Raw genomic sequence first — 23,691 nt, 5'->3', positions numbered from 1 at the left:
GCCGGCTGCCGGCCCGGGGCGCTCGTTCTTGGCCCGCCTTAGGGCGATTCGAGTGGAGGACTTACCGAATCCGGCTAAGGCTTGAGGCGTGACTGTGAACCTGTCCGAGGAGCGAGCGCCCGCCCCCGCCCTCCCCGTCAAGCGCGTCGTCCTCGAAGTGGTGAACTTCGCGGTGGTCGGCGGCAGCGGCGTCGCGGTGAACTTCCTGGTGTTCAACGTGCTCCTGCACGGGCTGCACTGGCCCGCCATGGTGGCGACCGTGCTGGCCAGCCTGGTCGCCATGGGCGGCAACTACCTCGGTTTCCGGTACTTCACCTACCGCGACAGGGCGTCGCGGACGAGGCAGCAGATCGCGCTGTTCTTCGTCTTCAGCGGAATCGGCGTCGCCCTGGAGAGCGGGCTGTTCTACGCCGGGTACCACGGGCTGGGGCTGGCCGGGCCCGTGGAGTCGAACCTGGTCAAGGCGGTCTCCATCGTGCTGGCGTCGGCCTTCCGGTTCCTCGTCTACCGCACCTGGGTGTTCCAGCACGATGCGCGCCGCGCCTAGACCGGCCGTCCTCGCCGCGCAGGCCGCCGCCGCGGTGGCCGTCCTGCTGCTGCTCCTCGTGATCGTCCGGCTCCCGTGGGCCGGGGACCTCGGGATGCACGCCGCCACCGTCCAGCGGCTGCGGCACGACCTCGTCGACCCGGGCAATCCGCTCGTCGACGCGGACACGCCGAGCCCGTACTACTCGCCCTGGATGCTGGTGCTCGGGTGTGTCGCGCGGGTGAGCCGGCTGTCGGTCTTCGTGGTGCTGCGGCTGGGGGCGCTGGCCGGCCTCGGGCTGCTGGTGACCGGGGTGTGGCGGTACGTGCGGACCCTCGACGGCCATCGCGCCGCGCCCGCCCTGGCCGTGCTGAGCCTGCTGTTCCTGTGGGGGACGGCCCTGTTCAACTGGAGCGGCTTCCACGGGCTCAACTCGCTCGCGCTGACGGTGTCGTATCCGAGCGTGTTCGCGCTGGGCCTGGCGTTCCACCTCTGGGCCTGGCTGGGCCGGGCGGCGCGGCGCGGCGCGGGGTGGGGGACGTGGCTGGGGCTGGGGGCGCTGTGGGCGGTGATCCTGCTGTGCCACCAGTTCTCGGGCGTGGTGGCCTCGCTCGGGGCGGCCGCGACGGTGCTCGCCGCGCGACCGGGGCGGGACACGTGGCTGCGGCTCGCGGGCGGGGTCGCGCTGGCACTCGGGGTGCTGCTGCTGTGGCCGTATTACGACTTCTTCGCGCTGCTGGGGGCGGGGGAGGGGCTGGAGGCGGTGCACCGGCCGCTGTACGAGGACCTGCTCGGGCGGTACTGGCTGGTGCTGCTCGGGGTGGTGGCCCTGGGGGTGCGGTGGGGGCGGGACCGGTGGGATCCGCTGGTGCTGTTCTTCGCGCTGGGGGTGGTCGTGGTCGCGGCGGGCGGGCTGAGCGGGCACTACTCGTGGGGCCGGGCCCTGCCGGCCGCGCTGATCCCGGCGCAGCTCGCGGCGGCGCTGGAGGCGGTGGCGGCCGGGCGGCGTGCGGTGCGGGCGGGGTGGGCGTGCGTGCTGGGCGCGGCGCTGGCCGCGGGGGCGTGGACGCAGGCCGGGACGCTCGGGTACGTCGTGCCGCGGGGGGACCTGCCGGAGGCCGTCGCGGAGAAGTACCGGCAGCCGTGGGCCGGGTACCACTGGATGACGCCGTGGGTGAGGTACGGGGACGTGGTGATGGCGCGGGCCGGGCGGCCGGCCCGGCAGATCCCGGCGTACGGGGCGTACACCGTGGCGCCCGGCTATCCCGACTTCTTCCTGCCGGACGAGGGGCGACGGGCGGAGGCCGTGCGCCGGTACTTCGCGGAGGGGACGCCGGACGGGGAGCGGGGGGAGATCCTGCGGGCGTACGGCGTGCGGTGGGTCGTGGCGGGGGCCTGGCTGGGGGAGGGTGCGCGGGGCGCCGGCTTGCGGGAGGTGGCTCGGGGGCCTGGGGGGCAGGTGCTCTACGCCGTGAAGCGGTGACCGGTGCGGCGGCGGTGGTACGACAGCGTGACGGCGGCGAGGAGCGGCCCCCACAGGACCAGGGGCTGGTAGAGGATGCCGACGACCAGGTGGCCGGTGTCCGTCATGCCGTCGTGCGGGTACGTCCACCACCAGGGGATGCCGGCCCAGAGCGCGGTGAGGGCCAGCGCGCCGAGGCCGGCCGTGACGACGACGGGCCGGGTGGGGACCGCGCGGCCGCCGACGTACGGGATCCAGCGGGGCAGGGTTTCGCCCCAGGGGCGGACCAGGCCGATCGTCAGCAGGGCGAGGAGCTCGCTGACGACGCTGAGGACGACGAGCCAGAGCCTCGCGTCGGGTGACTGGAAGTCCGCGAAGCCTTCGGCCGTGTAGCCGGCGGGATGGCCCAGGGCCAGGGCGATGCGCCAAAGACCGCTGGGGAGTACGAGGAGGGCGGTGGCATGGGCCGCGCGGACGGCCCAGCGGGGTGGGGTGGTCGAGATGGTCGGCGGTGGGGTCATGCGGATGATGCTGCCGACTCGCGTGCCCTCGGGGCGTCCGCCTGGTGGGCGGGCCCGGCAGCCGGGGGGCGGAGGGGCGGGCGGGGCTCTCGTCCCTGGGGAGGAGCCGCAGGCCCCAGCCGGGAGCCGCGATACCGCAGCCAGGCGCAGGACCGAAACCAGGAGTCGCAGGACCCCAGCCAGGAGTCGCAGGACCGAAACCAGGCCGCTACTTCAGCGCGCTCGCCACCAGCCGCGCCGCCCTCTTCACCCGGGGCCGGGCCAGGCGGCGTACCGCCGGGCGGATCAGGGTCGCCGTCACGCCCGTCGGCTCCCAGCGGACCTGGAGGCGGCCCGGGCCGTGGCCCTCGGGTTCGAGGGTGAGGCGGTGGTGGGGGACGTGGGTGGTCAGGGTGGGGAACGTCAGGGGCGCCAGGAGGAGGCCCGTGTTGGTCAGGCCCTGGTGGTGCAGGCGGAGCAGGGGGTGACGGATCCCGGTGAAGCCCTGCAGGGGGAGGGAGGCCGCCGCCAGGTCCAGGTGGACGTGGCCCTCGAAGACGCCGGGGCGGACGGGCGAGAGGCGGAGGTCCACGCGGAGCCGGCGGCCGCCCGGGGCGATGAGCAGCGTCGCCCGCTGAGGGCCGACCGGGAGGCGCAGGGCCGGGTCGTACGTGCGGATCGTGAGGTCGATCGAGGCGCCGGGGCCCCGGGTGATCTCCGTGATCTCATGGCGGAACTGGGCGCTCGGGAAGGGCCGGGTCTCCAGTTCCAGGTCCGAGACGTCCAGCTCGCGGCGGGACCACTCGGAGGAGGGGATCCGGTCGCCCCAGTAGGTGCGGCCCTCCGCGTCCGTCGTCACCCGCCTGGGGGCGACCCCGTGGCCCAGGCCCCGGGCCGCCGGCCCGGCTTCCCGCAGGCGGCGGTCGCGGATCAGCTGGATCACCACGCGCTCGGCGCGCGGGAGGCGGGCGAACGCGCCCGGGGCGAGCGTGTCGAGGTAGGGGGTGACGAGGTCCGCGAAGGACGTCAGCCAGGCCTCGTCCCGGTAGGGCAGGTCACCGGCGTACATCCGGAAGTCGTGCTTGAGGAACTTGTGGTCCTTGTCCTCGCGGAGCGACTCGTGCCCGCTCTCGGCCAGGAACGTGTCGATGAGGTGCTGGACGTGGATCCGGTCGCGGACGTTCGCGAGCTTGTGCCGCTGGTTGGATATCGAGGCCGCGTCGGAGGACGCGTACGGCGCCACGTACCAGCGGTAGACCGGCTCCGGAATGATCGTGAAACGCTTGGCCAGGCAGTACGCCTGCGCCGAGAACAGCTGGTCCTCGTAGTGGATGCCCTCGGGGAAGCGCAGGCCGTGCCGGTCGAGGAAGGCGCGGGCGTACATCTTGCTCGTCGACAGGTGCTCGAAGAGCAGGCGCGGGTCGGCCTCGATGCCGTCGAGGGTGCGGCGCTCGGCGACCAGGTGCGGCATCCAGGTCGAGCGGCGGCCGCTGTCCGTCCGGATCCGCTGCACCGCGCCCATCGCGAAGTCGATCTCGCGCTCGCGGTGCGCGGCGAGCAGCAGTTCGACGGCGTCGTCGGGGAGTTCGTCGTCGCTGTCGAGGAACATCAGGTACGGCGCCCGGGCGGTCTCCAGGGCACGGTTGCGCGGTGCGCTGCAGCCGCCGCTGTTGCGCTCCAGGCGGAGGTGGCGGATGCGGGGGTCCTCGGCCGCCAGCCGCTGGGCCACCGCCGGGGTCGCGTCCGTGGAGTGGTCGTCGCTGATGACGATCTCGATGTTCGCGTGGGTCTGCCGGCGCACCGAGTCGACCGCGCGGGTGAGGCGCTCGGCGTCGTTGTAGACGATGACCGTCACGGTGACGTCGGGGGTGCTCATGCGGTCGCCTCCTGCGGGGTCGGGGCCGGGGTGCGGTCCTCGATCGGCAGGACCGGCGGCAGGTCCTTCTCGTCCTGGCCGAGGAAGACCCGGCGCACGACGCGCTCGGCGGCGCGTCCGTCGTCGTACTCGCAGAACCGGCGGCGGAAGACGGCCCGGGCCTTCGCCGCGCCCTCGTCGTGCCAGGCGTCGGTGGTGAGGATCTCCGTCAGCTCCTGCTGGGTGCGGGCCACCGGGCCGGGGGCCTCGGCCATCAGGTCGAAGTAGACGCCGCGGGTCGTGCGGTACGTCTCCCAGTCGTCGGCGTAGATCACCAGCGGCCGGTCGAGGTTGGCGTAGTCGAACATGATCGAGGAGTAGTCCGTGACCAGGGCGTCCGCCGCCAGGCACAGCTCCTCGACCGGGTCGTAGGAGGAGACGTCGATGATCCGGCCCGTGCGCCGCAGGTTGGTGAGCGGGGAGGCCGCGCCGCCGTAGAAGTAGTGGCCGCGGACGAGGAGGACCGTGTCCTCGCCGAGCCGGTCGGCGAGGGCGGCGAGGTCCAGGCGCGGGGTCCAGCCGGCCTCGTAGTCGCGGTGGGTGGGCGCGTAGAGGACGGCCCGGCGGCCGGGCGCGATGCCGAGGCGGTCGCGGATCGCGCGGATGTCGGCGGCGCCGGCCGTGTAGTACACGTCGTTGCGCGGATAGCCGTGGTCCAGCGAGACGTAGTGCGAGGGGTAGGCGCGCTCCCACATGCGGGTGGTGTGGCTGTTGGAGGAGACGCTGAAGTCCCACTTGTCGATGCGCTCCAGCAGCGCCTGGAAGTCCAGGCCCTGCGCGGCCGCCGGGTACGCCATCTGGTCGATGCCCATGCGCTTCAGCGGTGTGCCGTGGTGGGTCTGGACGTGGATCGCGTCGGGGCGCTTGACCACCGCGTTGGGGAAGTTGACGTTGTTGACGAGGTACTTGGCGGTCGCCAGCACCTCCCAGTAGCGGCGGCTGCCGGGCACGACGTGGTCGGTGCCGGGCGGCAGCAGGGCCGCGTTCTCCTCGGACACCACCCACACGGCGTGGATCTGCGGGGCGAGTTCGGCGAGCTTCGCGGCGATCGCGGCGGGATTGCAGGCGACGCCGCGGTTCCAGTACGCCGAGAACACCGCCAGGTTGGGGTTGACCGGCCGGCCGAGCGCCCTGCGGTACTGGTGGTCGCGGAGCTTGGCGCCGAGCTGGCGCCTGCGGGTCCGTACGGCCGACTTGGCGGTGCGGCGCGTGCGGTTGACGGCCTGGAAGGCCCGGTACCTGGCGTACGCGCCCTCCTCGAGCAGGGAGCGGCGGACGCCTTCGAGACCGGCCGGGCGCCGGTGACCCTCGGGGCGGCGGCGCAGGGCGGCCAGGGACGCCCGGCGGAAGAACTCCCGCGCGACCTCCTCCGGCATGCCGCCCCGGGTGAAGGTGCGCAGGCAGTCGCGGACCATCACGTCGTAGAGGACGGTGTGGGCGGCGCGGCGGTCACGGGCGAGGTCGAGGAGGGCCTCGTAGCGCTCGACGAGGCCGTAGCGCTGCTCCGGCGTGACCGGGGGCAGGCTGGCGGAGCGCAGTCTGCGGTCCTCGTAGGCGACATGCGGCAGGCAGGCGACGCGGTCGGCGAGCAGCAGGGCGGCCAGGGCGGCGTACGGCTCGTCGTCGGTGGTGAGCCGCGGCTCGTGCGCCCGCCAGAAGTCCGCGCGCAGGACCCGGGTCCCGAGCAGCGGGGTCAGCCGCAGCAGGGGCGCGCAGTCGTCCAGGGCGACGTCGGCCCGGCCCGCCCGGGCGAGCAGCGAGCCGTCCGGAGAGGGCATGCCGGAGGTGTGCCAGGTGCTGCGGACATGGTCGAGGAGCAGGACGTCCACCTCGCCGGGCAGCTCCGCCACCCGCTCGGCGACCGTGCGCGGGGCGCCGGCGGGCAGGCCGTCCTTGGCGTGGACGAAGTGCAGCCACCGCCCGGAGGCCCGTGCCGCGCCCGCCGCCCGGGCCGCGGCGTCGCCCGTGCCGTCCGGCAGCGGCAGCACCTGGACGTCCGGGGTGTGCCGCTCGGCTGTCTCCCGGGCCCAGTCGCCGACCGCGGCCACGATCACCTCGGCGTCCGGGAGGGGGTGGGCGACGAGGGAGTCGAGGAGTTCCGTCAGATGGTCCTGAACGTTCGGCCCGTGGACGATGACGCTGAGCTCGGCCATCACGGGGACTCCTTCTCGCGGCTGCACCTATGCGGTCATGGTGCCATCAATGAGACAAAAGGGCCGACCGGGTGCGCCTCACGAGGGAACCCCCGCCTTGGGCTTGGGCTTGGCCTTCGGCGCCTTGTCCCCGGTGAACGCCTCGTACTCCTTCAGGACGTCCTCCGTCGGCCCGTCCATGCGCAGTTCCCCGCGCTCCAGCCACAGCACGCGGTCGCAGGTGTCGCGGATCGACTTGTTGTTGTGGCTGACCAGGAAGACCGTGCCCGCGTGCTTGCGCAGCTCGCGGATGCGGTCCTCGGAGCGCTTCTGGAAGGAGCGGTCGCCGGTGGCCAGGGCCTCGTCGATGAGCAGGACGTCGTGGTCCTTGGCGGCGGCGATGGAGAACCGCAGCCGGGCCGCCATGCCGGAGGAGTACGTGCGCATCGGCAGGGTGATGAAGTCGCCCTTCTCGTTGATCCCCGAGAAGTCGACGATCTCCTGGTAGCGCTCCCTGACCTGCTCCCGGGACATGCCCATGGCGAGACCGCCGAGGTGGACGTTGCGCTCGCCGGTGAGATCGTTCATCAGGGCGGCGTTGACGCCGAGGAGGGAGGGCTGGCCGTCGGTGTAGATGTGGCCGTTCTCCACGGGCAGGAGCCCCGCGACGGCTTTCAGCAGGGTCGACTTGCCGGAGCCGTTGGTGCCGATCAGGCCGATCGCCTCGCCCCGGTAGGCGACGAAGGACACGTTCTTCACGGCGTGCACCCGGCGCACGCCCGAGGCCTTCTCGGTCTGCTTGCGGCGCACGATGCGGTTGAGGGCGGCGGTCGCGGAGCCGCGTCCGGCGCCGGTGCCGTTGACGCGGTAGACGATGTCGACGCCGTCGGCGACGACGGTCGGGATCTTCTCGTTCACGTGCTCAGCCACGTCCGTACGTCTCCTCGGCCTTCCAGAAGTAGATGAAACCGCCGACGCCGGCGACCAGCGCCCAGCCGGCCGCGATCGCCCACACGTGGGCGGGGAGCTGGCTCGCGTGGAAGCTGTCGATCAGGGCGAAGCGCATCAGGTCGATGTAGACGGCGGCCGGGTTGGTCGCCAGCGCGACCTTCACCACGTGGGGCAGGCCGTCCTTCTGTGCCAGCTTGTCGATGCTCCACATGACACCCGAGACATACATCCAGGTGCGCAGCACGAACGGCATCAGCTGGGCGATGTCGGGGGTCTTGGCACCCATCCGGGCCATGACCATGGAGACGCCCGCGTTGAACGTGAACTGCAGGAACAGCGCCGGCAGCGCCAGCAGCCAGGAGGCGCGGACCGGCACGCCGAAGCAGAGCAGGATGACGACCAGGGCGCCCATCGAGAACAGCAGCTGCTGGAGCTGCTGGAGGCAGAACGACAGCGGCAGCGCGGCGCGCGGGAAGTGCAGGGCGCGGACCAGGCCGAGGTTGCCGGAGATGGCGCGGGTGCCCGCCATGATCGAGCTCTGCGTGAACGTCCAGATGAACACGCCCGTGACCAGGAATGGGATGTAGTCCGGCACGCCGTGCTTGGTGCCCAGCAGCACGCCGAAGATGAAGTAGTAGACCGCCGCGTTCAGCAGCGGGGTCATCACCTGCCAGACCTGGCCGAGCTTCGCCTGGCTGTACTGGGCGGTGAGCTTGGCGGTGGCGAACGCGGTGATGAAGTGGCGGCGGGCCCACAGCTGGCGCACGTATTCGGGCAGGGAGGGGCGGGCGCCGCTGACGGAGAGGCCGTGGCGGGCGGCGAGGGCCGCGAGGTCGGGTCCGGCCGGCGGCGGGGTCGGGGCCGGGGGCTGGGGCGGTGTGTGGAGGACCTGGCTCACATCCGCTGCTTTCGTTCGGGGGGAGGGGTGGGACCTGAGGGGTCACAGGGTCCGGAACGGGTGGTCTTTACGGAACGGGTGGTCTTTACCGGACGCTGGACGAATTTTTACGTCGGGACGGGACCGTATCGTCGTGACGTGAGCGTAATCCGTTGGAGCGTCGGAACGCAACCGTTTCGTCGTGACGCCCTATGCTGTCCGGCATGACGACGAAGCCCGACGAGCCCCAGCAGCCCCCGCGCCGCCGGGCCCCCGCGGGGGCCGCCGTACTGCGGGAGGACGTGACGGAAGCCATCCGGGCGGCCGTCTTCGAGGAGCTCGCGGCCGTCGGCTACGCGCGGATGTCCATCGAGGGGATCGCGCGCCGGGCGGGCGTCGGGAAGACGGCGGTCTACCGCCGCTGGCGCTCGAAGCTGCACCTGGTCCTGGACATCGTCTCGGCCCTCGCCGTGCAGGGCCTGCCCGCGCCGGACACCGGCTCCCTGGAGGGCGACCTGCGGCTGCTCTACGAGGTGACGTCCCGTGCCCTGCGCCACCCCGTCGCCTCGCAGATCATCCCCGACCTCCAGGCCGAGGCGGCCCGCAACCCCGACATCGCCGAGGCGCTGCAGAAGGCCCTGCGCGAGGGGCAGGACGGCGTCGCCACCGGCATCGTCACGGCGGCCGAACGCCGCGGCGAACTCCGCGAGGGCCTCGACCACGACCTGGCCCTCGACCTGATCTCGGGCCCGCTGTACTGGCGCTCGGTGGTGATCCGCAGCCCGAAGCTGCCCAAGGGGTACCTGGCGTCCCTGGCCCGGGCCACGTCGGCGGCGTTGCGGGCGCTGTAGAGCCGTCGCCGGCGATCACCCGGGTGGCGGTGCGTCAGTCGCGCTCCGCCGTCGCCCGCAGTGCGAGCAGTTCCGGCGCGAGCAGCTCGATCCGGCCGTCCGCCGCGGACCGGACGAGGCCGTCACGCCGGAGCCGGGACAGGGCGCGGTTGACCGTCACCCGGGTGACGCCCAGCAGGTCGGCGAGCCCCTGCTGGGAACCGGGCAGGGACACCACCCGCCCGCCGCCCGCCGCCGCGTCCAGCAGCCAGGCCGCGAGCCGGGCCTCGCACGGCAGGGCGACGGTGTCCGTCAGCCGTTCCTGCTGGGCCCGGGCCTGGGCGGCCAGCAGGCGCAGCACATGCGCGCGGACCGCCGCCGAGTCCTCGAGCAGGGCCGTGAAGCGTGCCCGCGGCACGGCCCGCACCGCGCACTGTCCGACCGCCGTGAACGTCGCGGTGTGGCCCGCACGGTCGAGCAGCGCCACCTTGTCCAGCGCGCACGGCCCGCTCCACGTGCCGAACCGCACCACCCGCCCGTTCGCCGTCGCCGCGGACGCCGCCGTGCTCCCGCTCAGCAGCACCAGCAGATGATCGGCCGGCGCGCCCTGCACCCGCAGGACCTCTCCGGCGGCGTAGCGGCGCGGCACCGACCCGTCCCAGAGGGCGATCAGGTCGGCGTCCGGCAACCGCGCGAACAGCGGTACGTCCCGCAGCCGCCGCCATCCCCGCGTGTCCATCCCGACTCCCGTCTGTATCGCGCGATACAGCAGCATCCGGCGCGCCGAGCCTAACCTCACGGCCGTCCCTCGCACACCGGCCCGGAAAGGACCCCCGTGTTCGTCGTCGAACTCGCCTTCACGCCCGCCCCGGAGCGCCTCGCCGCCCGCCCCGCCCACCGCGGGACCCTGGCCCGTCTGCACACCGAGGGGGCGCTCGCCGCCGCCGGTCCCTGGGCCGACGACAGCGGCGCCCTGCTGCTCTTCACGGTCGGCCGGGCGCGGCTGGAGGAGATCCTCCGCGAGGACCCGTACTACCGGGCCACTCCCGGCGTCGAGGTCCGCTCGGTGCGCGAGTGGTCCCCGCTCGTCAGCCCCGCCTCGCCTCCGGGTGCAGCCGCACCCACCCCTCCCACGCCGAGGTGATCATGTCCTGGACGTCGTGCCGGGCCTTCCAGCCCAGGTCGGCGGCGGCGCGGTCGGCGGAGGCGACGACGCGGGCCGGGTCGCCCGGGCGGCGGGGCGTGACCGTGGGCGGCCGGTCGTAACCGGTGACGGCGTTGATGCGGTCGATCATCTCGCGTACGGAGACGCCCTCGCCCCGGCCGATGTTGACGGTGAGGTCCCGGCCGGGGGAGGAGCGCAGCGCCCGGGCCGCCGCGACATGGGCCTCGGCGAGGTCGACGACGTGGATGTAGTCGCGCACGCAGGTGCCGTCCGGGGTCGGGTAGTCGTCGCCGAAGATCCGCGGCGGCGCGTTCTCCGTGAGCTTCTCGAAGACCATCGGGACGAGGTTGAAGACGCCGACGTCCGCCAGCTCCGGGCTCGCCGCCCCGGCCACGTTGAAGTAGCGCAGGGACGCGGTCGACAGCCCGGTCGCCCGGCCCGTCGCGCGCACCAGCCATTCGCCGGCGAGCTTGGTCTCGCCGTACGGCGACATCGGCACGCAGGGCGTCTCCTCGGTGACCAGGTCCACGTCCGGCATGCCGTAGACCGCCGCCGAGGAGGAGAAGACGAAGGACGGCACCCCGGCCGCCGTCACGGCCTCCAGGAGGATCCGCAGGCCCTCGACGTTCTCCCGGTAGTAGTGCAGCGGCTGCTCGACCGACTCGCCCACCTGCTTCTTCGCCGCGAGGTGGACGACACCGGTGACCCCGTGGTCCGCGAGGGTGCGCGCGAGCCGCTCGGCGTCCAGCGTCGAGCCCACCACCAGCGGCACCCCGTCGGGCACGCGTTCGGCGATGCCGGTGGACAGGTCGTCGTACACCACCGCCTGTTCGCCCGCCGCGGTCATCGCCCGTACGACGTGCGCTCCGATGTAGCCGGCGCCGCCGGTGATCAACCAGGTCATGTGCGGCCGTCCCCTCGTCAGTTGGCCCGTGGTGGTGCCCATGGTGGTGCCTGTGGTGATACGTCGTGGTGCGTCGTGGTGCGTCGTGTTCGTCGTGCTTGTCGTGCCCGTCGTGCTCTCAGTGAAGCAGGCGGCGCAGTCTCCCGCGTGCGACCGACAGCACACCGCGTACGCCGGGGGCCACCCGCAGCGCCAGGGCGCCGGAGTGGGTGGTGTACGGCTGTACGAGTACCACGCCGTATCGGGCGCTCGGGACGGCGCTGCGGCGCAGCAGACCGGCGCTCGTGAGCGCGTGCGCCGTGACGTCGCGGCTCACGCCGTCGCGGAAGCGCAGCCGAAGGCGCAGGTCCCAGGTGCCCGCGCCGGGCGCGGCCAGGGCGGGGAGGTCGACGGCCGTCTCCGCCGACCAGGAGTCCGTGGACGGCACGAGCGCGGCGGTGCCGCAGGAGACGACGGTCCCGTCGTCCCGGTGCCGCCACTCCGCCTCCACCGTCTCCGGCCCCGCCTGCGCCACCCGCCCGTACAGCTCGTGCAGGCGCAGCCGCAGCCGGGTGCCACGCGCGCGTGGCCGCAGCGCCGCGTCGACGGCCAGGGGCAGCTCCCGCACCGGCCGGGTCAGCAGGGGCTCCAGGGAGATCTGCGGGAGGTCCTCCGACCAGACGGGCGTGCCGTCGGCGGCCCGGGCGTACGGCGGGCGGAGCCGGGCCGGGCGGGCCGCCAGTTCCCGCAGCCGGGGCAGGTCGCGCGGCTCCGGGCAGGCCAGGACGACCCGCCCGGCCAGCCGGCCGGGAGCGGCCGGGTCGCGCGCCCAGTCGTCCGCGTCGTACTCCGCGAGATGCGCCCGCGTGAGCTCCCACCACGCACGCTGGTAGGAGGCGTCGCGCAACCCCAGTTCGCGCAGGTACATCCGCAGGTCGTGGTCGAGGAACTTGGCGCGCGAGGCCCGCGCGAGTTCCTTCTGCCCGGCGCCCAGCAGAATCTCGTACGCCTGCCGGCACGCCTCCGTGCGGGCCCGCCAGTTGACGACGCCGGCCCGGTCCAGCGAGATCGACAGCCGCTCGGCGGACCGGCGCACGTGCCAGACGTACACCCGGTCCGGGACCAGGGCGATCCGCGGGTCGGCGGCCAGCACGCGGGCGGTGAAGACGACGTCCTCGTACGGGAAGCGGCCCTCGGGGAAGCGGATGCCGTGCTCGCGCAGGAAGCCGGTGCGGTAGAGCTTGTTGACGCAGAGCGTGTCGTGGACCAGGCGGGGCCGCCGCGCCGGGTGCGGCACCACGGCGTGCAGCGCGTAGAGGCGCGGCTGCCAGGGGACTTCGCGCCCCGAGGGCAGTTCCCGGCGCACGCACAGACCGCCGGTGACCTCCGCGCGCGCCCCGGCGGCCGCCGCGAGCAGCGCGTCCACCGCGCCCGGCGGCAGGACGTCGTCGCTGTCCAGGAACATCACGTACGGCGAGGTCACCGCGTCGAGTCCGGTGTTGCGCGGGGTGCCGCAGCCGCCGCTGTTGACCCGGCGCCGGATCACCTTCAGGCGGGGCTCCGCCGCGGCGAGCCGGTCGAGCAGTCCGGCGCTGCCGTCCGCCGAGCCGTCGTCGACGGCCACGACCTCGCGCACGGCCGGGCCCTGGGCGAGCGCCGAGCGCACGGCGTCCGCCACATGGGCGGCGTCGTCGTAGCCGATGACCACGACGGCGACCTGAGGGGCGGGCATCACGCCCGGCATCGCGGCATTCATCGCGGCATTCATCACGGCGGATCTTAAGCCGGGCGAATGACGTGAAAGTGATAACACACCATCAAACGACTCTAACGTCTGCGCAGCGGCACAGAATCGGCCCGTGACGATCCGACATGCGGGGGGCACGGGCCCGGTGGCCGTGGCGGTTCCCATGGCGGCGATGCTCGGGATCGGGCTGTGGGGTCTGGACCGCGGCGGCATGTGGGGCGACGAGAGCGTCACCTTCCAGGTCGCGCGGCGCACGGTCCCGCAGATCTGGCGGCTGCTGCACGACGTGGACGCGGTGCACGGCCTGTACTACCTGGTCATGCACGCCGTCCTGGCCGTCCACCCGGGCGAGGTCGTGCTGCGCCTGCCGTCGGTGTGCGCGGCGACCGCGACCGCCGGCCTGGTCGCGGCCCTCGGCGTACGGCTGGCCGGGCCGCGGACCGGCCTGTGGGCCGGTCTCCTCTACGCCATCACGCCGATGACCGGCCACTACGCCCAGGAGGGACGGTCCTACGCGCTGGTCGCGGCGGGCGTGGCCGGGGCGACGCTGCTGCTCCTGAGGGCCGTGGACGCGGGGACCGCGCGGGCCTGGTGGCCGTACGGCACGGTCGTCGCACTGACCTGTCTGCTGCACGAACTGGCGGTGCTGGTGCTCTGCGCGCACGCGGCGACGCTGGCCCTGACGCGGGTGCCGAGGCGGGTGTGGTCCCGCTGGGGGTGTGCGGCGGCGGCCGTGGTGCTGCTCCTGCTGCCGCTGGTGTGGGTCTCCCAGGGGCAGGCCGGGCAGGTGGCGTGGCTGGTGCCGCCGGGGTGGGACCGGGTGGAGCGGCTGGCGCGGAATTTCTCCCCCGGCCCGGACGGGGTGGTGTTCTGGGCGGCGCTGCTGCTGACGGCCCTGGGGCTCCGGGAGCGGCGTCTGGCGGCGGTCGCGCTGCCGCTGCTGCTCGTGCCGCCGGGGATCCTGATGGCGGTCTCGCAGGTCCGGCCGCTCTACCACGACCGGTACGTGCTCTACGCCCTGGCGGGAGGGTCGCTGCTGGTGGCGGCCGGGGCCGGGCGGGTGGCCGGGGTGCTGGAGCGGGTGCGGTTCCACGGGCGGCGCGTGCGGATCGGCGGGCGGCGGATGCGGATCCGCGGCCGGCGGATGCGCGCCCTGCTGGGCGTCACCGGCGTCCTCGCCCTGACCGTCACCTTCCTGCACCACCTCCCGGTGCACCGCCAGGACCGCTCGGCCGCCCAGCGCCCCGACAACCTCGCCGTCGTCTCCGCGCTCGCCGTCCGCCAGATGCGCCCCGGCGACCCGGTGCTGTTCGTGCCGTCGGTCGGCCGGCTCGCCGCACTGGCCTACCCGAAGGGGTTCCGGCAGGTGCGGGACATCGCGCTGCGCGAGCCGGCGCCCCGGTCCGGGACGCTGTGGGGCCGTGAGGCGTCCCCCGGGGAGCTGCGGCACCGGCTCGCCGCGGTGGACCGCGTCTGGGTCGTCGCCGAGCGCGACGCGCTGGACGCGCGCCGGCCCCCGGCCGACCCGGTCGAGCGCACCAAGCTCGCCGTGCTCGCGGAGGAGTTCACCCTGGGGGAGGAGCACGTCCGGGACGGGGTGGTCCTGCGCCGCTACGTCCGGCGGCAGTCCGCCGCGGAACCGCCGCCCGGCACCGCTACGACCGCCCGTCTGCCGGTGGGCCGCCCGGCGTCTGTGACGAAGCGGCCGCGTCCAGCGCGCTGGTGAGGTCGTCGAGGCGGGCGCGCAGGGTGCGGATCTCCTCCGGGCCGAAGCCGGTCGAGGCGGAGATCCGGCGCGGCACCTGAAGCGCCCGCCGCCGCAGCGCGGTGCCCTCCTCGGTCAGCCGCACCTGGACCGACCGCTCGTCACGGGCGCTGCGCTCCCGCGTCACGAGGCCGGCCGCCTCCAGCCGCTTGAGCAGCGGCGACAGCGTGCCGGAGTCGAGTCGCAGATGCTCCCCGAGCTTCTTCACGGGCAGCTCGCCGTGCTCCCACAGCACCAGCATCACCAGGTACTGCGGGTAGGTGAGCCCCAGGTCCTTGAGGATCCCGCGGTAGACGCCGTTGAAGGCGCGCGAGGCCGCGTGCAGGGAGAAGCAGATCTGCTGGTCCAGGCGGAGCCAGTCGTCGTCGGGCGTGTCCATGGTTCCAGGGTAGCTCGTGCCCGCCATTCAATTGCGCACAACTTAATTGTGTGCTCTAATTCTGGGTGTCAGGCGGCCCGGAAGCGGGCCGCCGAACGTTGACGTGAGAGGGAAGGACTTCCATGGACGCGCTCTACACCGCTGTCGCCACCGCCACCCACGGCCGCGAGGGCCGCGCCGTCAGCTCCGACGGCGTGCTGGACCTGGCGCTGGGCATGCCGCAGGCACTGGGCGGCAACGGCCAGGGCACCAACCCCGAGCAGCTCTTCGCCGCCGGCTACGCCGCCTGCTTCGGCAGCGCCCTCGGCCTCGTCGGCCGCACGGCGAAGGTCGACGTCAGCGACGCCGCCGTGACCGCCGAGGTCTCCATAGGCAAGCAGGGCGAGGGCTTCGGCCTCGCCGTCACCCTCCGCGTGGAGCTCCCCGACAGCGTGGACGAGGCGACCGGCCGCAAGCTGGTCGAGCAGGCCCACCAGGTCTGCCCGTACTCCAACGCCACCCGCGGCAACATCGAGGTCGACCTCGTCATCGAGTAGTCACCCCGGACGTCACCCCCCGACCCGCGCCAGCACCTCCCCCGTCCGTCTGCTCCACGCCACCACCACGGCCTCCTCGGGCACCGGGTGCCAGCGCGTCAGCAGCAGCCAGCGCACGTGATAGCGGCGGACGACGGCGGCACGCTCGGCGCGGGTCGAGCCGCGGGCCAGATACGCGCCGACATCGGCCGCCCGGCGCTTGCGCTCCGCCTCGTCGAGGGCCGGGTCGGGCCAGATGGGCGCGGCGAGGTTCGGCCCGTACCCGGCGATGGCGTGACTGGCGAAGTACCCGTCGGTGATCACCACCTCGCCCGGCCCGATGTGCCGCGCCGCCCAGTCGTACGACGGCCAGCGCGTGGGCTGCGCGAACCCCACCGGGTCGACCGAGCGCGGCACGACCGCCCCGGCGTGCACGGTGACGAACCCGACGCACACCCCGACCGCCGCCGCCCCGCCCAGCACCCTCCGGGCCCGCCTCCAGGGCCGGGCCGCCGCCAGCTCCACCGCCAGGGCGAACTGCGAAGGCACGAGGACGGCCCACAGCGCCCGGGCGTACGTGTAGTGCCCGCTGAGCCAGCCGTACGCCACCAGCAGGCACTCCATCAGGAACAGCAGCACCAGCGGGTCACGCGCCGAGCGGCGGGCCCGCACCCACAGCGCGGGCAGGCCGAGCAGCGCCAGCCAGGAGTTGGCGAGCATCCTCTCGTAGAGCTGCCGGTGCATCGCGTCCATGCCGGTGTCGCCCACCAGCGTCAGCACGTCGTAGTACGGCCAGGTCAGGGCGACCGTCGCACAGGCAGCCCCGGCGAGCGCCCAGCGGGCCACCACCGGCCGGCGCCAGCCCCGCTGCCGGGACGCCACGATCGCCACCGCCCCCGTGAGCGCCGAGGCGGCCGTGACGGGATGCGTGAGCAGGATCAGCCCGTACAGGGCGCCGATCCCGGCGTACCCCCACCAGCCGCCGAGCCCGCTCGGGCCGACGAACCGCACGGCCGGGGCGTCCTCACCGGCGCGGGTGCCCGTCCAGGCCCACGCCCAGAAGGTCAGGCCGATGGCGAGCGCGGACGGATACCCCAGGTTCGTCGTCATCGACATCAGCCCGAGGTAGCCGCTCCACAGGATTCGTGCCGTGCCCCACAGCAGCGTCATGAACAGCAGGGCCAGCACCGGCGCCCAGGGGCGTGCCGTGAGGGTCCTCACGAAACGGCCGACCCCCGTCAGCAGCACCAGCAGGTGCACCGGCCCGGCGAGCTTCACGACCTCCCAGCCGGACAGCCCCGTCAGCCGCGCCAGCACGCCCTGCGCGACGGCGTACGGGCCGTAGTAGGGGCTGCCCTCGCCCGGCAGGTCGGCCATGGTGTGGGCCGGGTGCAGCAGGTCGTCCTTGAGGCGCTCGATCACCGCCGCGTGCTGCCCGGCGTCGCAGCACAGCGGGACCCGCCAGAACGCCAGCGTCATCACCAGCCAGAACAGGGCGCCGTAGAACTGGTACGGGGTGGGCCGCCCCACCCGGCCGCCGCGCAGCGCCGTCGCGCCGCGCACGGCCCGCCGGACGAGGACCGGGGCGCTCACAGGAGAGGGGGAAGAGTCTGGGGCATGCGCCGAATGTTCCCGGCCCTACGCCCGTCCTGACCCCGGGTCACTTCATCGGGTGAGGCGGCTACGCCCACCTGCCGTCAGTTCAGTCGCACAGCGCCTTCTCGGCCGCCGCCGGCCAGCGCGCGAACCGGAACCGCGTCCGCTCGAACGCCCCGGTGAGGTTGTGCCAGAACCGCTCGGCGGTGAGCGGCGCGCGCACCGACTCCCTCAGCTCCGCGAGCGCGCCGCAGCCCAGCGCGGCCCGGGCCGCCTCGACCGTCTCCCGCGAGGCCCCGGCCCGCAGCAGGTCGCGGTGCGGCGGATGCTCCACCGCCCACTCGGCGAAGATCCAGTGGTTGCGCAGGAACTTCTCGTGGCCCGGCCAGCTCCACCGCTCCAGCGCGAGATGCGCGCCGATGGGACTGGCCAGGCCCCAGGCGTCGTTGACGTAGGCGTCGAGCGGGGCGGCGGCTCCCGTGACGCCGAGATGACGCCCCACGACGACCACGTGGTACGGGGCGTCCGCGCGCATCGGCGTGGCGTGCAGCCGCCGCCCGGCGTCGAAGTAGAGCAGCGTCGGACGGGCCGCGCGCTCGGCCTTCGCCAGCATGGCGCGGCCCTCCGGCAGGGCGGGCCAGTGGTCCACCCAGGTGGCGGTGCGCACCGGGTTGTGGTCGCCGAGGCCCTCCACGTCGGAGCTGCGCACGTTGAACGAGCCGGGCGTGCTGCGCACGTCGAACGGCGTCCGCAGCGGACTGACCGCCGCGCACAGCCACACCACCAGCAGGGCGCCCGCCGCACCGGTGACCCGGTTCGCGGGCACGACCAGCAGCGGCAGGAGCAGCAGCAGGAGCGCGGGGAGGATCATGCGGGCGTGCATGTAGTCGCCGCCGACGCGGACGACGTACCCGGCGAGCAGCGCACCGGCCGCCAGGGGCGCCAGCAGCACCGCGAGCGAGGCCCGGCCCGGGGCCCGGTCCCGCCGCTGCCGCCGGGTGCGGCGCACCAGCAGGGCGGCCAGCGCGCCGAGCACCGGGACGACCGGCCACAGCCAGTACGGCCCGAGCGTCTCGTGCACGTACCCGGCGCCCCGGCTCCAGTCGCTGGCGCTCGCCTCCTTGGCGATGGCGGGCAGCGGCACCAGGATCCCGTAGTACCCGGCCCGGAACACCTCGTACGCCAGCGGCACCGCCCCCGCCGAGGCCAGCACGGCCGCGACGCCCCGCCGGGACGGGCGCAGCACCCACCACTGCGCCGCCAGGAAGCACCCGGTGACCACCGCGAGATCGGGCCGGACCAACGGCCCCAGCCCGAACACGAACGCCGCCAGGTACGTCTCCCGGGCCTCCTGACCCCGCCGCACACGCGTCAGCAGCCACCACGACAGCCCGGTCCAGAAGGCGCCGAGCCCGCTCTCCAGGCCCGAGGTCATGTACGACCAGAACGGCGGCACGGCCAGCAGCACGAACACCCCCGCCGGGAACAGGAGTCCCGCGCCCCGGTGCAGCCGGCAGGTCGCGTACAGGGCGAACGCGAACCCGGCCGTGCTCAGCAGCAGGCCCAGCCCGACCGCGAGGAACGCCGGGTCCTCGCCGGTGACCCAGGTGGCGAGCGCGAGCAGCCACTGCCACAGGGTGCCGGTCGAGCTCTCCGCCCGTTCCCCGACGTTGAACACGGGCCCGTTGCCCGCCAGGATCTGCCGCACCGGGCGCAGGTAGATGAGCCCGTCGTCGCAGATCCAGCGGCGCCGGTAGCCCAGCACGAACAGGGCCGCGGTGGGCACGGCGACCAGGGCCGCGTGCCACCAGTGCACCGGCCGCAGCCGCTCGTCGGCCACCGGGGGCCGGGCGGAGGAGGCGCGCTGGCCGGGCAGGGAGGGGACGGCCTCGGGGCCGGCGGGGGTTCTCATCGCTCGACCAGCGCCTCGGACCGGTCGCGGACGCCCTCGGTCCGGCGGGCCGCGGGCAGCGGCGCACCGCCCCGCTCGCCCAGCATCAGCAGCCGCACGACCCGCTCGGCGGCCCGCCCGTCCTCGAACTCGCAGTACCGCTCCCGGAAGCCGGACCGCAGCCGCGCCGCCTCCTGGTCCCGCCAGGTGCCGGACGCGAACAGCCAGGCCAGCTCCCGGTACGAGCGCGACACATGGCCGGGCGCGTCGGCCGTGATGTCGAAGTAGGCGCCCCGGCTGGCCGCGAACGCGCCCCAGTCGTCGGCGTGCACCACGATCGGCCGGTCCAGCAGCACGTAGTCGAACATCAGGGCCGAGTAGTCGGTGACCAGGACGTCGGACGCAAGCAGCACGTCCTCGACGTGCGGCTCGTCCGTCGCGTCCACCAGCACGCCCCGCCGGTGCAGGTCGGACAGGCCGAGACCGCGCGCCACCCCTGCCGCCAGCGACGGGTGCAGCCGGACGACGAGGGTGTGGCCGGGGCCGAGGTCCGCCGCGAGGCGCGCCGGGTCGAAGCGGTCGACGTGGCCGCCCCGCCGGTAGTCGCGGCGGGTCGGCGCGTACAGCACCACCGTGTGGCCGGCCGGGATGCCGAGCCGCTCGCGCACCGCCCGGCCCCGCTCCGGACCGGCCCCGACCAGCACGTCGTTGCGCGGGCTGCCGGTGCGCAGCGAGGTGAAGTGGCACGGGTACGCCCGCTCCCAGGCCCGCTCCGCGTGCCGCCCGGCGACCAGGCTGTAGTCCCAGCGGTCGGCCCGGCGCAGCGACTGCGGCACGTCGAAGCCGTGCCGGGCACCCGGCTTGGTCAGCAGGTCGGCCCCCATGTACTTCAGCGGCGTGCCCTGGTGGGTGTGGATGTGGACGCTCCCGGGCCGCTTGGCCACGGTGCCGGGCCAGTTGACGTTGTTCACCCAGTACGTGGCCCGCGCCATGACCTCCTGGTAGCGGCGCGAACCCGGCGTCACGTGGTCGACACCGGGCGGCAGCGCGTCCACCGCGTCCTCCCGCACCACCCACACGCCCCGGATGTGCGGGGCGATCTCGCGCGCCTTCTCGTAGATCGCGGCCGGGTCGCCGGACACCCCGCGGTGGTGGGTCGCCGAGTAGACCGCGAGGTGCGGATCGAGCGGGCGCTTCGACTGGACCCCGTACCAGCCGCGCAGGGCGGTCTCCGACGCCTTCCGCGCCACCCGCCGCCGCCCGCCCAGGGCGGCCGCGCGCAGCTCCCGCAGACCCCGCGCCACGGCGTACGACGCGTAGGGCGCCGACGCCAGCAGCCGCATCTCCACCCCGCGCCAGCCGTCCGGCTCCGGGAAGCCGCCCTCGGGCAGGTGACGGCGGTGGAAGGAGCGGATCTCGCGGTAGAAGTCGCCCCGGTCCGCCGGCCGCACCCGGTCCTCCCGGGCCAGCACGAACAGCATGTGGTCCAGGGCCCGCTCCAGCAGCAGCGGCCGCGCCCAGTCCAGGTCGGGCCGCTGCTCCAGGAACGCGAACAGGCCCTCGTACTGCGGGAAGATCTCGAAGTGCCGGCGCCCCGGCGTCTTGGTGATCGCGCCCTGCCGGCGCTGCCGGTACTCCACGCCGATCCGGTCCAGGCAGGCGATCCGGTCGGCCAGCACCATCGACCGGTAGGTGACCGGCGCGTCCTCGTACAGCCCCGGCGCGTACCGCAGGCCGTGCTCAAGGAAGAAGGCCCGCCGGTACGCCTTGTTCCAGGCGACCAGGAACAGGTTCAGGTACTGCGGGCTCTCCCGGACGGAGAACGTCGCGAGGCCCGCCGCGGCCAGCAGGTCCGCCGCCTCGCTGCGCCCGCCCCGGCCCCACCAGTGGGTGCGCACATGGTCGAAGACCAGGATGTCCGGGTCGCCGGTCGTCTCCAGGCGCGCGGCGACGGCCGCCAGCAGGCCGGGCGTGTAGTGGTCGTCGCTGTCGAGGAACAGCACGTAGTCGCCGGCCGCCTCGCGAAGACCGGCGTTGCGGGCCCGGCCCAGGCCGACGTTCTCCGGCAGGTGCAGCACCCGCACCCGGGCGTCGCGGGCGGCGTACTCGTCGAGGATCGCGCCGCTGCCGTCCGGCGAGCGGTCGTCCACGGCGATCACCTCGAAGTCGCCGTAGGACTGGCCGAGCACCGAGTCGAGGCACTCGCGCAGGAAGCCCTGCACCTTGTAGACGGGGACGATGATGCTGAAGCGGGGCACTTCTTCGGTCAGCTCCTTACGAGGGTGGCGGCCGCGGGGGCCGGGACGCGCTCCGCGAGCGGGATCACGGGCGGGATCGACTCGGGCGGCTCGCCCAGCAGCACCCGGCGCACGACGCGCTCGGCGGCCCGGCCGTCGTCGAACTGGCAGAAGCGCTCCCGGAACGCGGCGCGCAGGGCCGTGGCGGACGCGTCGGCGTAAGTGCCGTCGCGGAAGACGGACGCCAGCTCCTCCGGCGTACGGGCGACCCGGCCGGGCGGGGACTCCATCAGGTCGAAGTAGACGCCCCGGGTCTCCCGGTAGACGTCCCAGTCGTCGGCGTACACGACGATCGGCCGGTCCAGGTTGGCGTAGTCGAACATGATCGACGAGTAGTCGGTGATCAGCGCGTCCGCCGCGAGGCACACGTCCTCCGACGAGCGGTGCCCGGTGACGTCGATGATCCGGCCGCCGCCGCGGGAGGAGCCCTGGTCGTAGAAGTAGTGGGCGCGCAGCAGCACCACGTAGTCGTCGCCGATCGCCTCGCAGAACTCGGCCAGGTCCAGGCCCGAGGAGAAGCCGGTGGCGTAGTCGCGGTGCGTGGGGGCGTAGAGCAGGGCCTTCTTGCCGTCGGGGACGCCGAGTTCCTTGCGGACCCGGGCCACGTCCTCGGCGGACGCCGTGCAGTAGACGTCGTTGCGCGGATAGCCGTACTCGAGGGTCTCGTGCGAGCTGGGGAACGCCCGCTCCCACATCTCGGTGGAGTGCCGGTTCGAGGTGAGGTTGTAGTCCCAGCGGTCCACCCGGGCCAGCAGCCTGGTGAAGCTCCCGGTCGCCGCGGCCACCACGGGGTAGGCCGCCTGGTCGGCGCCCATCGTCTTCAGCGGCGTGCCGTGCTGGGTCTGCAGGTGCACGCTGCCCGGGCGCTTGACGACGGCGTCCGCGAAGTTGGCGTTGTTCACGAGGTACTTGGCCCGGGCCAGCACCCGCCAGTACTTCCGGCTGCCGATGACCGCGTGCTCCACGTCCGGCGGCATGCTGCCCACCGCGTCCGGCTCGACCAGGAACACCGCCCGCAGATGCGGGGCGAGTGCGCGGGCCTTGGCGTGGATCGCGGCCGGGCTGCAGGCGTAGCCGCGGCCCCAGTACGCGCAGTACACGACGAGGTTCCGGTCGAGCGGGAGGCGCCGGTGCGCCGCGTACCGCAGGCGGGTGCGCAGCCCGCGCGGGCGGGGCAGCAGCGCGGCGGCCCGCACCGCCCCCCGGTTCACGGCGCGCAGGGCCCGGAATGCCGCGTACGAGCCGGATGCCAGCAGCCGGTGCTGGACGCCGAGGCTGCCGCCGGGTGTCCGGTACCCGGCGGGGCGGTGCCGCCGGTAGAGCGCGCTCGCCCGGCGGAAGAAGGCGCGCCGCCCGGCCGGCAGCCGCCGCGGGTGCGCGGCCGTCTTCAGCACGGCGGCGAACAGTTGCTCGAACAACGGCTTCAGCCGGTCCGCCGGCAGCCCCTGCTCGGCGGCCCGGGTCAGCACCAGCTCGGCCTGGTCCAGCAGTTCGGTGTGGTGCCCGCCCGGCAGGTTCAGCCGGTTGCCCTGCCGGCGCAGCAGGTGCCGGACGACGACCGTGCGCAGGGCCGCCACCCGCTCCGCCCGCAGGGTGACCAGCCCGCCGAAGCCGACGTCGGTGAAGTGGTCCCCGGGGAAGGTGATGTCCCGCTCGGCGAGGAAGGCCCGGCGGTAGACCGCGCTCCACGCCGGGAGGGCCACGCCCGTCAGCCGGGGTGCCTCGCCGGGGGCGAAGGCCCGGTCCGGGGTCCTGGCCAGCAGCGGGGCCGCCGGGTTGGTCGGCTCGCCCTCCCACCAGGGGGTGCGCTCGTGCTCGAAGTACAGGACGTCCACGTCACCGGTCTCGCCGAGCCGGGCGTCCAGCGCCGCCAGCGCCCCGGGGGCCAGGACGTCGTCGCCGTCGAGGAACAGCACGTGGCCGCCGACCGCCGACCGCAGCCCGGTGTTGCGCGCCCCGGCCAGACCGGCCGACGGCGGGGAGTGCACCGGCGTCACCCGGGAGTCCCGCTCGGCGTACCCGGCGACGACGTCCGCCGCCGGTGCGTCGGGTGCGTCGCACACGGGGATCAGCTCGAAGTCGCCGAACGACTGGGCGAGGACCGAGTCCAGCGCCTGGGACAGCCGGCCCGCGACCCCATGGGACGGGACGACGATGCTGAAGCGGGGCATTCTGCTCTTTCTGTCGAGGCCTTCAGGGGGCGGGTCTGGCGGGTCCTTCGCGGGCGGGCCCCGCGTGCGGCGGGCCGCCTCAGGCGGTG

General features: G+C 74.2%; 19 protein-coding genes. 6 read left to right on the top strand and 13 right to left on the bottom strand.

Going from position 1 to position 23,691, the window contains the following annotated elements; translation table 11 throughout:
• The first annotated feature begins 88 nt into the window (after window positions 1–88).
• Both ABZ948_RS35705 and ABZ948_RS35700 read left to right on the top strand, forming a co-directional pair.
• Window positions 89–547, top strand: a complete 459-nt coding sequence (locus ABZ948_RS35705) for a GtrA family protein (protein ID WP_359766760.1) — start codon at window positions 89–91, stop codon at window positions 545–547.
• A complete protein-coding gene (locus ABZ948_RS35700) occupies window positions 531–2,009 on the top strand; it encodes a hypothetical protein (protein ID WP_359766758.1) in 1,479 nt (492 codons plus the stop codon). The genes ABZ948_RS35705 and ABZ948_RS35700 overlap by 17 nt, the downstream gene beginning before the upstream one ends.
• On the opposite strand, the gene ABZ948_RS35695 is transcribed toward ABZ948_RS35700, so the two are convergent.
• The 5 genes from ABZ948_RS35695 to ABZ948_RS35675 form a co-directional block, all read right to left on the bottom strand.
• The gene (locus ABZ948_RS35695) at window positions 1,991–2,509 is read right to left on the bottom strand and encodes a hypothetical protein (RefSeq protein ID WP_359766756.1); all 519 of its coding nucleotides are present in this window, start codon (window positions 2,507–2,509) and stop codon (window positions 1,991–1,993) included. The genes ABZ948_RS35700 and ABZ948_RS35695 overlap by 19 nt on opposite strands.
• Before the next feature lie 208 nt (window positions 2,510–2,717).
• The gene (locus tag ABZ948_RS35690; RefSeq protein WP_359766755.1) at window positions 2,718–4,364 is read right to left on the bottom strand and encodes a glycosyltransferase family 2 protein; all 1,647 of its coding nucleotides are present in this window, start codon (window positions 4,362–4,364) and stop codon (window positions 2,718–2,720) included.
• Complete coding sequence (locus tag ABZ948_RS35685; RefSeq protein WP_359766753.1) at window positions 4,361–6,556, bottom strand: CDP-glycerol glycerophosphotransferase family protein; 2,196 nt, start codon at window positions 6,554–6,556, stop codon at window positions 4,361–4,363. The genes ABZ948_RS35690 and ABZ948_RS35685 overlap by 4 nt, the downstream gene beginning before the upstream one ends.
• Before the next feature lie 78 nt (window positions 6,557–6,634).
• A complete protein-coding gene (locus tag ABZ948_RS35680; RefSeq protein ID WP_359766752.1) occupies window positions 6,635–7,465 on the bottom strand; it encodes an ABC transporter ATP-binding protein in 831 nt (276 codons plus the stop codon).
• A complete protein-coding gene (locus ABZ948_RS35675; RefSeq protein ID WP_359766750.1) occupies window positions 7,458–8,384 on the bottom strand; it encodes an ABC transporter permease in 927 nt (308 codons plus the stop codon). Before ABZ948_RS35675 ends, ABZ948_RS35680 begins: the two co-directional genes overlap by 8 nt.
• Before the next feature lie 203 nt (window positions 8,385–8,587).
• On the opposite strand from ABZ948_RS35675, the gene ABZ948_RS35670 reads away from it, so the two are divergent.
• On the top strand, window positions 8,588–9,214 hold the full coding sequence (locus ABZ948_RS35670) for a TetR/AcrR family transcriptional regulator (RefSeq protein WP_359766748.1): 627 nt from the start codon (window positions 8,588–8,590) through the stop codon (window positions 9,212–9,214).
• A gap of 34 nt (window positions 9,215–9,248) precedes the next feature.
• Here the strand turns inward: ABZ948_RS35670 and ABZ948_RS35665 are convergent, their stop codons facing one another.
• Window positions 9,249–9,932, bottom strand: a complete 684-nt coding sequence (locus ABZ948_RS35665; protein ID WP_359766746.1) for a Crp/Fnr family transcriptional regulator — start codon at window positions 9,930–9,932, stop codon at window positions 9,249–9,251.
• A 96-nt stretch (window positions 9,933–10,028) separates the two neighbouring features.
• Here ABZ948_RS35665 and ABZ948_RS35660 point away from each other — a divergent pair, with 96 nt between their 5' ends.
• Entirely contained in the window at window positions 10,029–10,337 is a 309-nt protein-coding gene (locus tag ABZ948_RS35660) for a YciI family protein (RefSeq protein ID WP_359766745.1), read from the top strand.
• Here ABZ948_RS35660 and galE read toward each other — a convergent pair.
• The gene (gene galE / locus ABZ948_RS35655; protein WP_359766744.1) at window positions 10,282–11,262 is read right to left on the bottom strand and encodes a UDP-glucose 4-epimerase GalE; all 981 of its coding nucleotides are present in this window, start codon (window positions 11,260–11,262) and stop codon (window positions 10,282–10,284) included. The two genes, ABZ948_RS35660 and galE, sit on opposite strands and share 56 nt — an antisense overlap.
• A 118-nt stretch (window positions 11,263–11,380) precedes the next feature.
• Window positions 11,381–13,009, bottom strand: a complete 1,629-nt coding sequence (locus ABZ948_RS35650; RefSeq protein WP_359766740.1) for a glycosyltransferase — start codon at window positions 13,007–13,009, stop codon at window positions 11,381–11,383.
• 142 nt (window positions 13,010–13,151) lie between these two features.
• On the opposite strand from ABZ948_RS35650, the gene ABZ948_RS35645 reads away from it, so the two are divergent.
• Entirely contained in the window at window positions 13,152–14,714 is a 1,563-nt protein-coding gene (locus tag ABZ948_RS35645) for a glycosyltransferase family 39 protein (RefSeq protein ID WP_359766766.1), read from the top strand.
• Here ABZ948_RS35645 and ABZ948_RS35640 read toward each other — a convergent pair.
• On the bottom strand, window positions 14,644–15,132 hold the full coding sequence (locus ABZ948_RS35640; protein ID WP_359766739.1) for a MarR family winged helix-turn-helix transcriptional regulator: 489 nt from the start codon (window positions 15,130–15,132) through the stop codon (window positions 14,644–14,646). The genes ABZ948_RS35645 and ABZ948_RS35640 overlap by 71 nt on opposite strands.
• A 122-nt stretch (window positions 15,133–15,254) precedes the next feature.
• Here ABZ948_RS35640 and ABZ948_RS35635 point away from each other — a divergent pair, with 122 nt between their 5' ends.
• Window positions 15,255–15,668, top strand: coding sequence for an organic hydroperoxide resistance protein (locus ABZ948_RS35635; RefSeq protein WP_190048027.1), 414 nt, complete (start codon window positions 15,255–15,257; stop codon window positions 15,666–15,668).
• Between the two features lie 12 nt (window positions 15,669–15,680).
• Here ABZ948_RS35635 and ABZ948_RS35630 read toward each other — a convergent pair whose 3' ends face one another.
• From ABZ948_RS35630 to ABZ948_RS35615, 4 genes are all read right to left on the bottom strand, one after another.
• A complete protein-coding gene (locus ABZ948_RS35630) occupies window positions 15,681–17,240 on the bottom strand; it encodes a hypothetical protein (RefSeq protein ID WP_359766737.1) in 1,560 nt (519 codons plus the stop codon).
• Between the two features lie 109 nt (window positions 17,241–17,349).
• Window positions 17,350–19,155: an arabinofuranosyltransferase AftB family protein gene (locus ABZ948_RS35625; RefSeq protein ID WP_359766736.1), complete on the bottom strand. Its 1,806-nt coding sequence runs from the start codon at window positions 19,153–19,155 to the stop codon at window positions 17,350–17,352.
• The gene (locus ABZ948_RS35620) at window positions 19,152–21,392 is read right to left on the bottom strand and encodes a bifunctional glycosyltransferase/CDP-glycerol:glycerophosphate glycerophosphotransferase (protein WP_359766734.1); all 2,241 of its coding nucleotides are present in this window, start codon (window positions 21,390–21,392) and stop codon (window positions 19,152–19,154) included. The genes ABZ948_RS35625 and ABZ948_RS35620 overlap by 4 nt, the downstream gene beginning before the upstream one ends.
• Before the next feature lie 8 nt (window positions 21,393–21,400).
• On the bottom strand, window positions 21,401–23,602 hold the full coding sequence (locus ABZ948_RS35615; RefSeq protein WP_359766732.1) for a bifunctional glycosyltransferase/CDP-glycerol:glycerophosphate glycerophosphotransferase: 2,202 nt from the start codon (window positions 23,600–23,602) through the stop codon (window positions 21,401–21,403).
• Window positions 23,603–23,691: the final 89 nt, after the last annotated feature.

This window comes from Streptomyces olindensis, assembly GCF_040645895.1.
In the GTDB taxonomy this organism is placed as follows: Bacteria; Actinomycetota; Actinomycetes; order Streptomycetales; family Streptomycetaceae; genus Streptomyces; species Streptomyces olindensis.
This window is presented reverse-complemented; position numbering and strand designations above follow the sequence as displayed.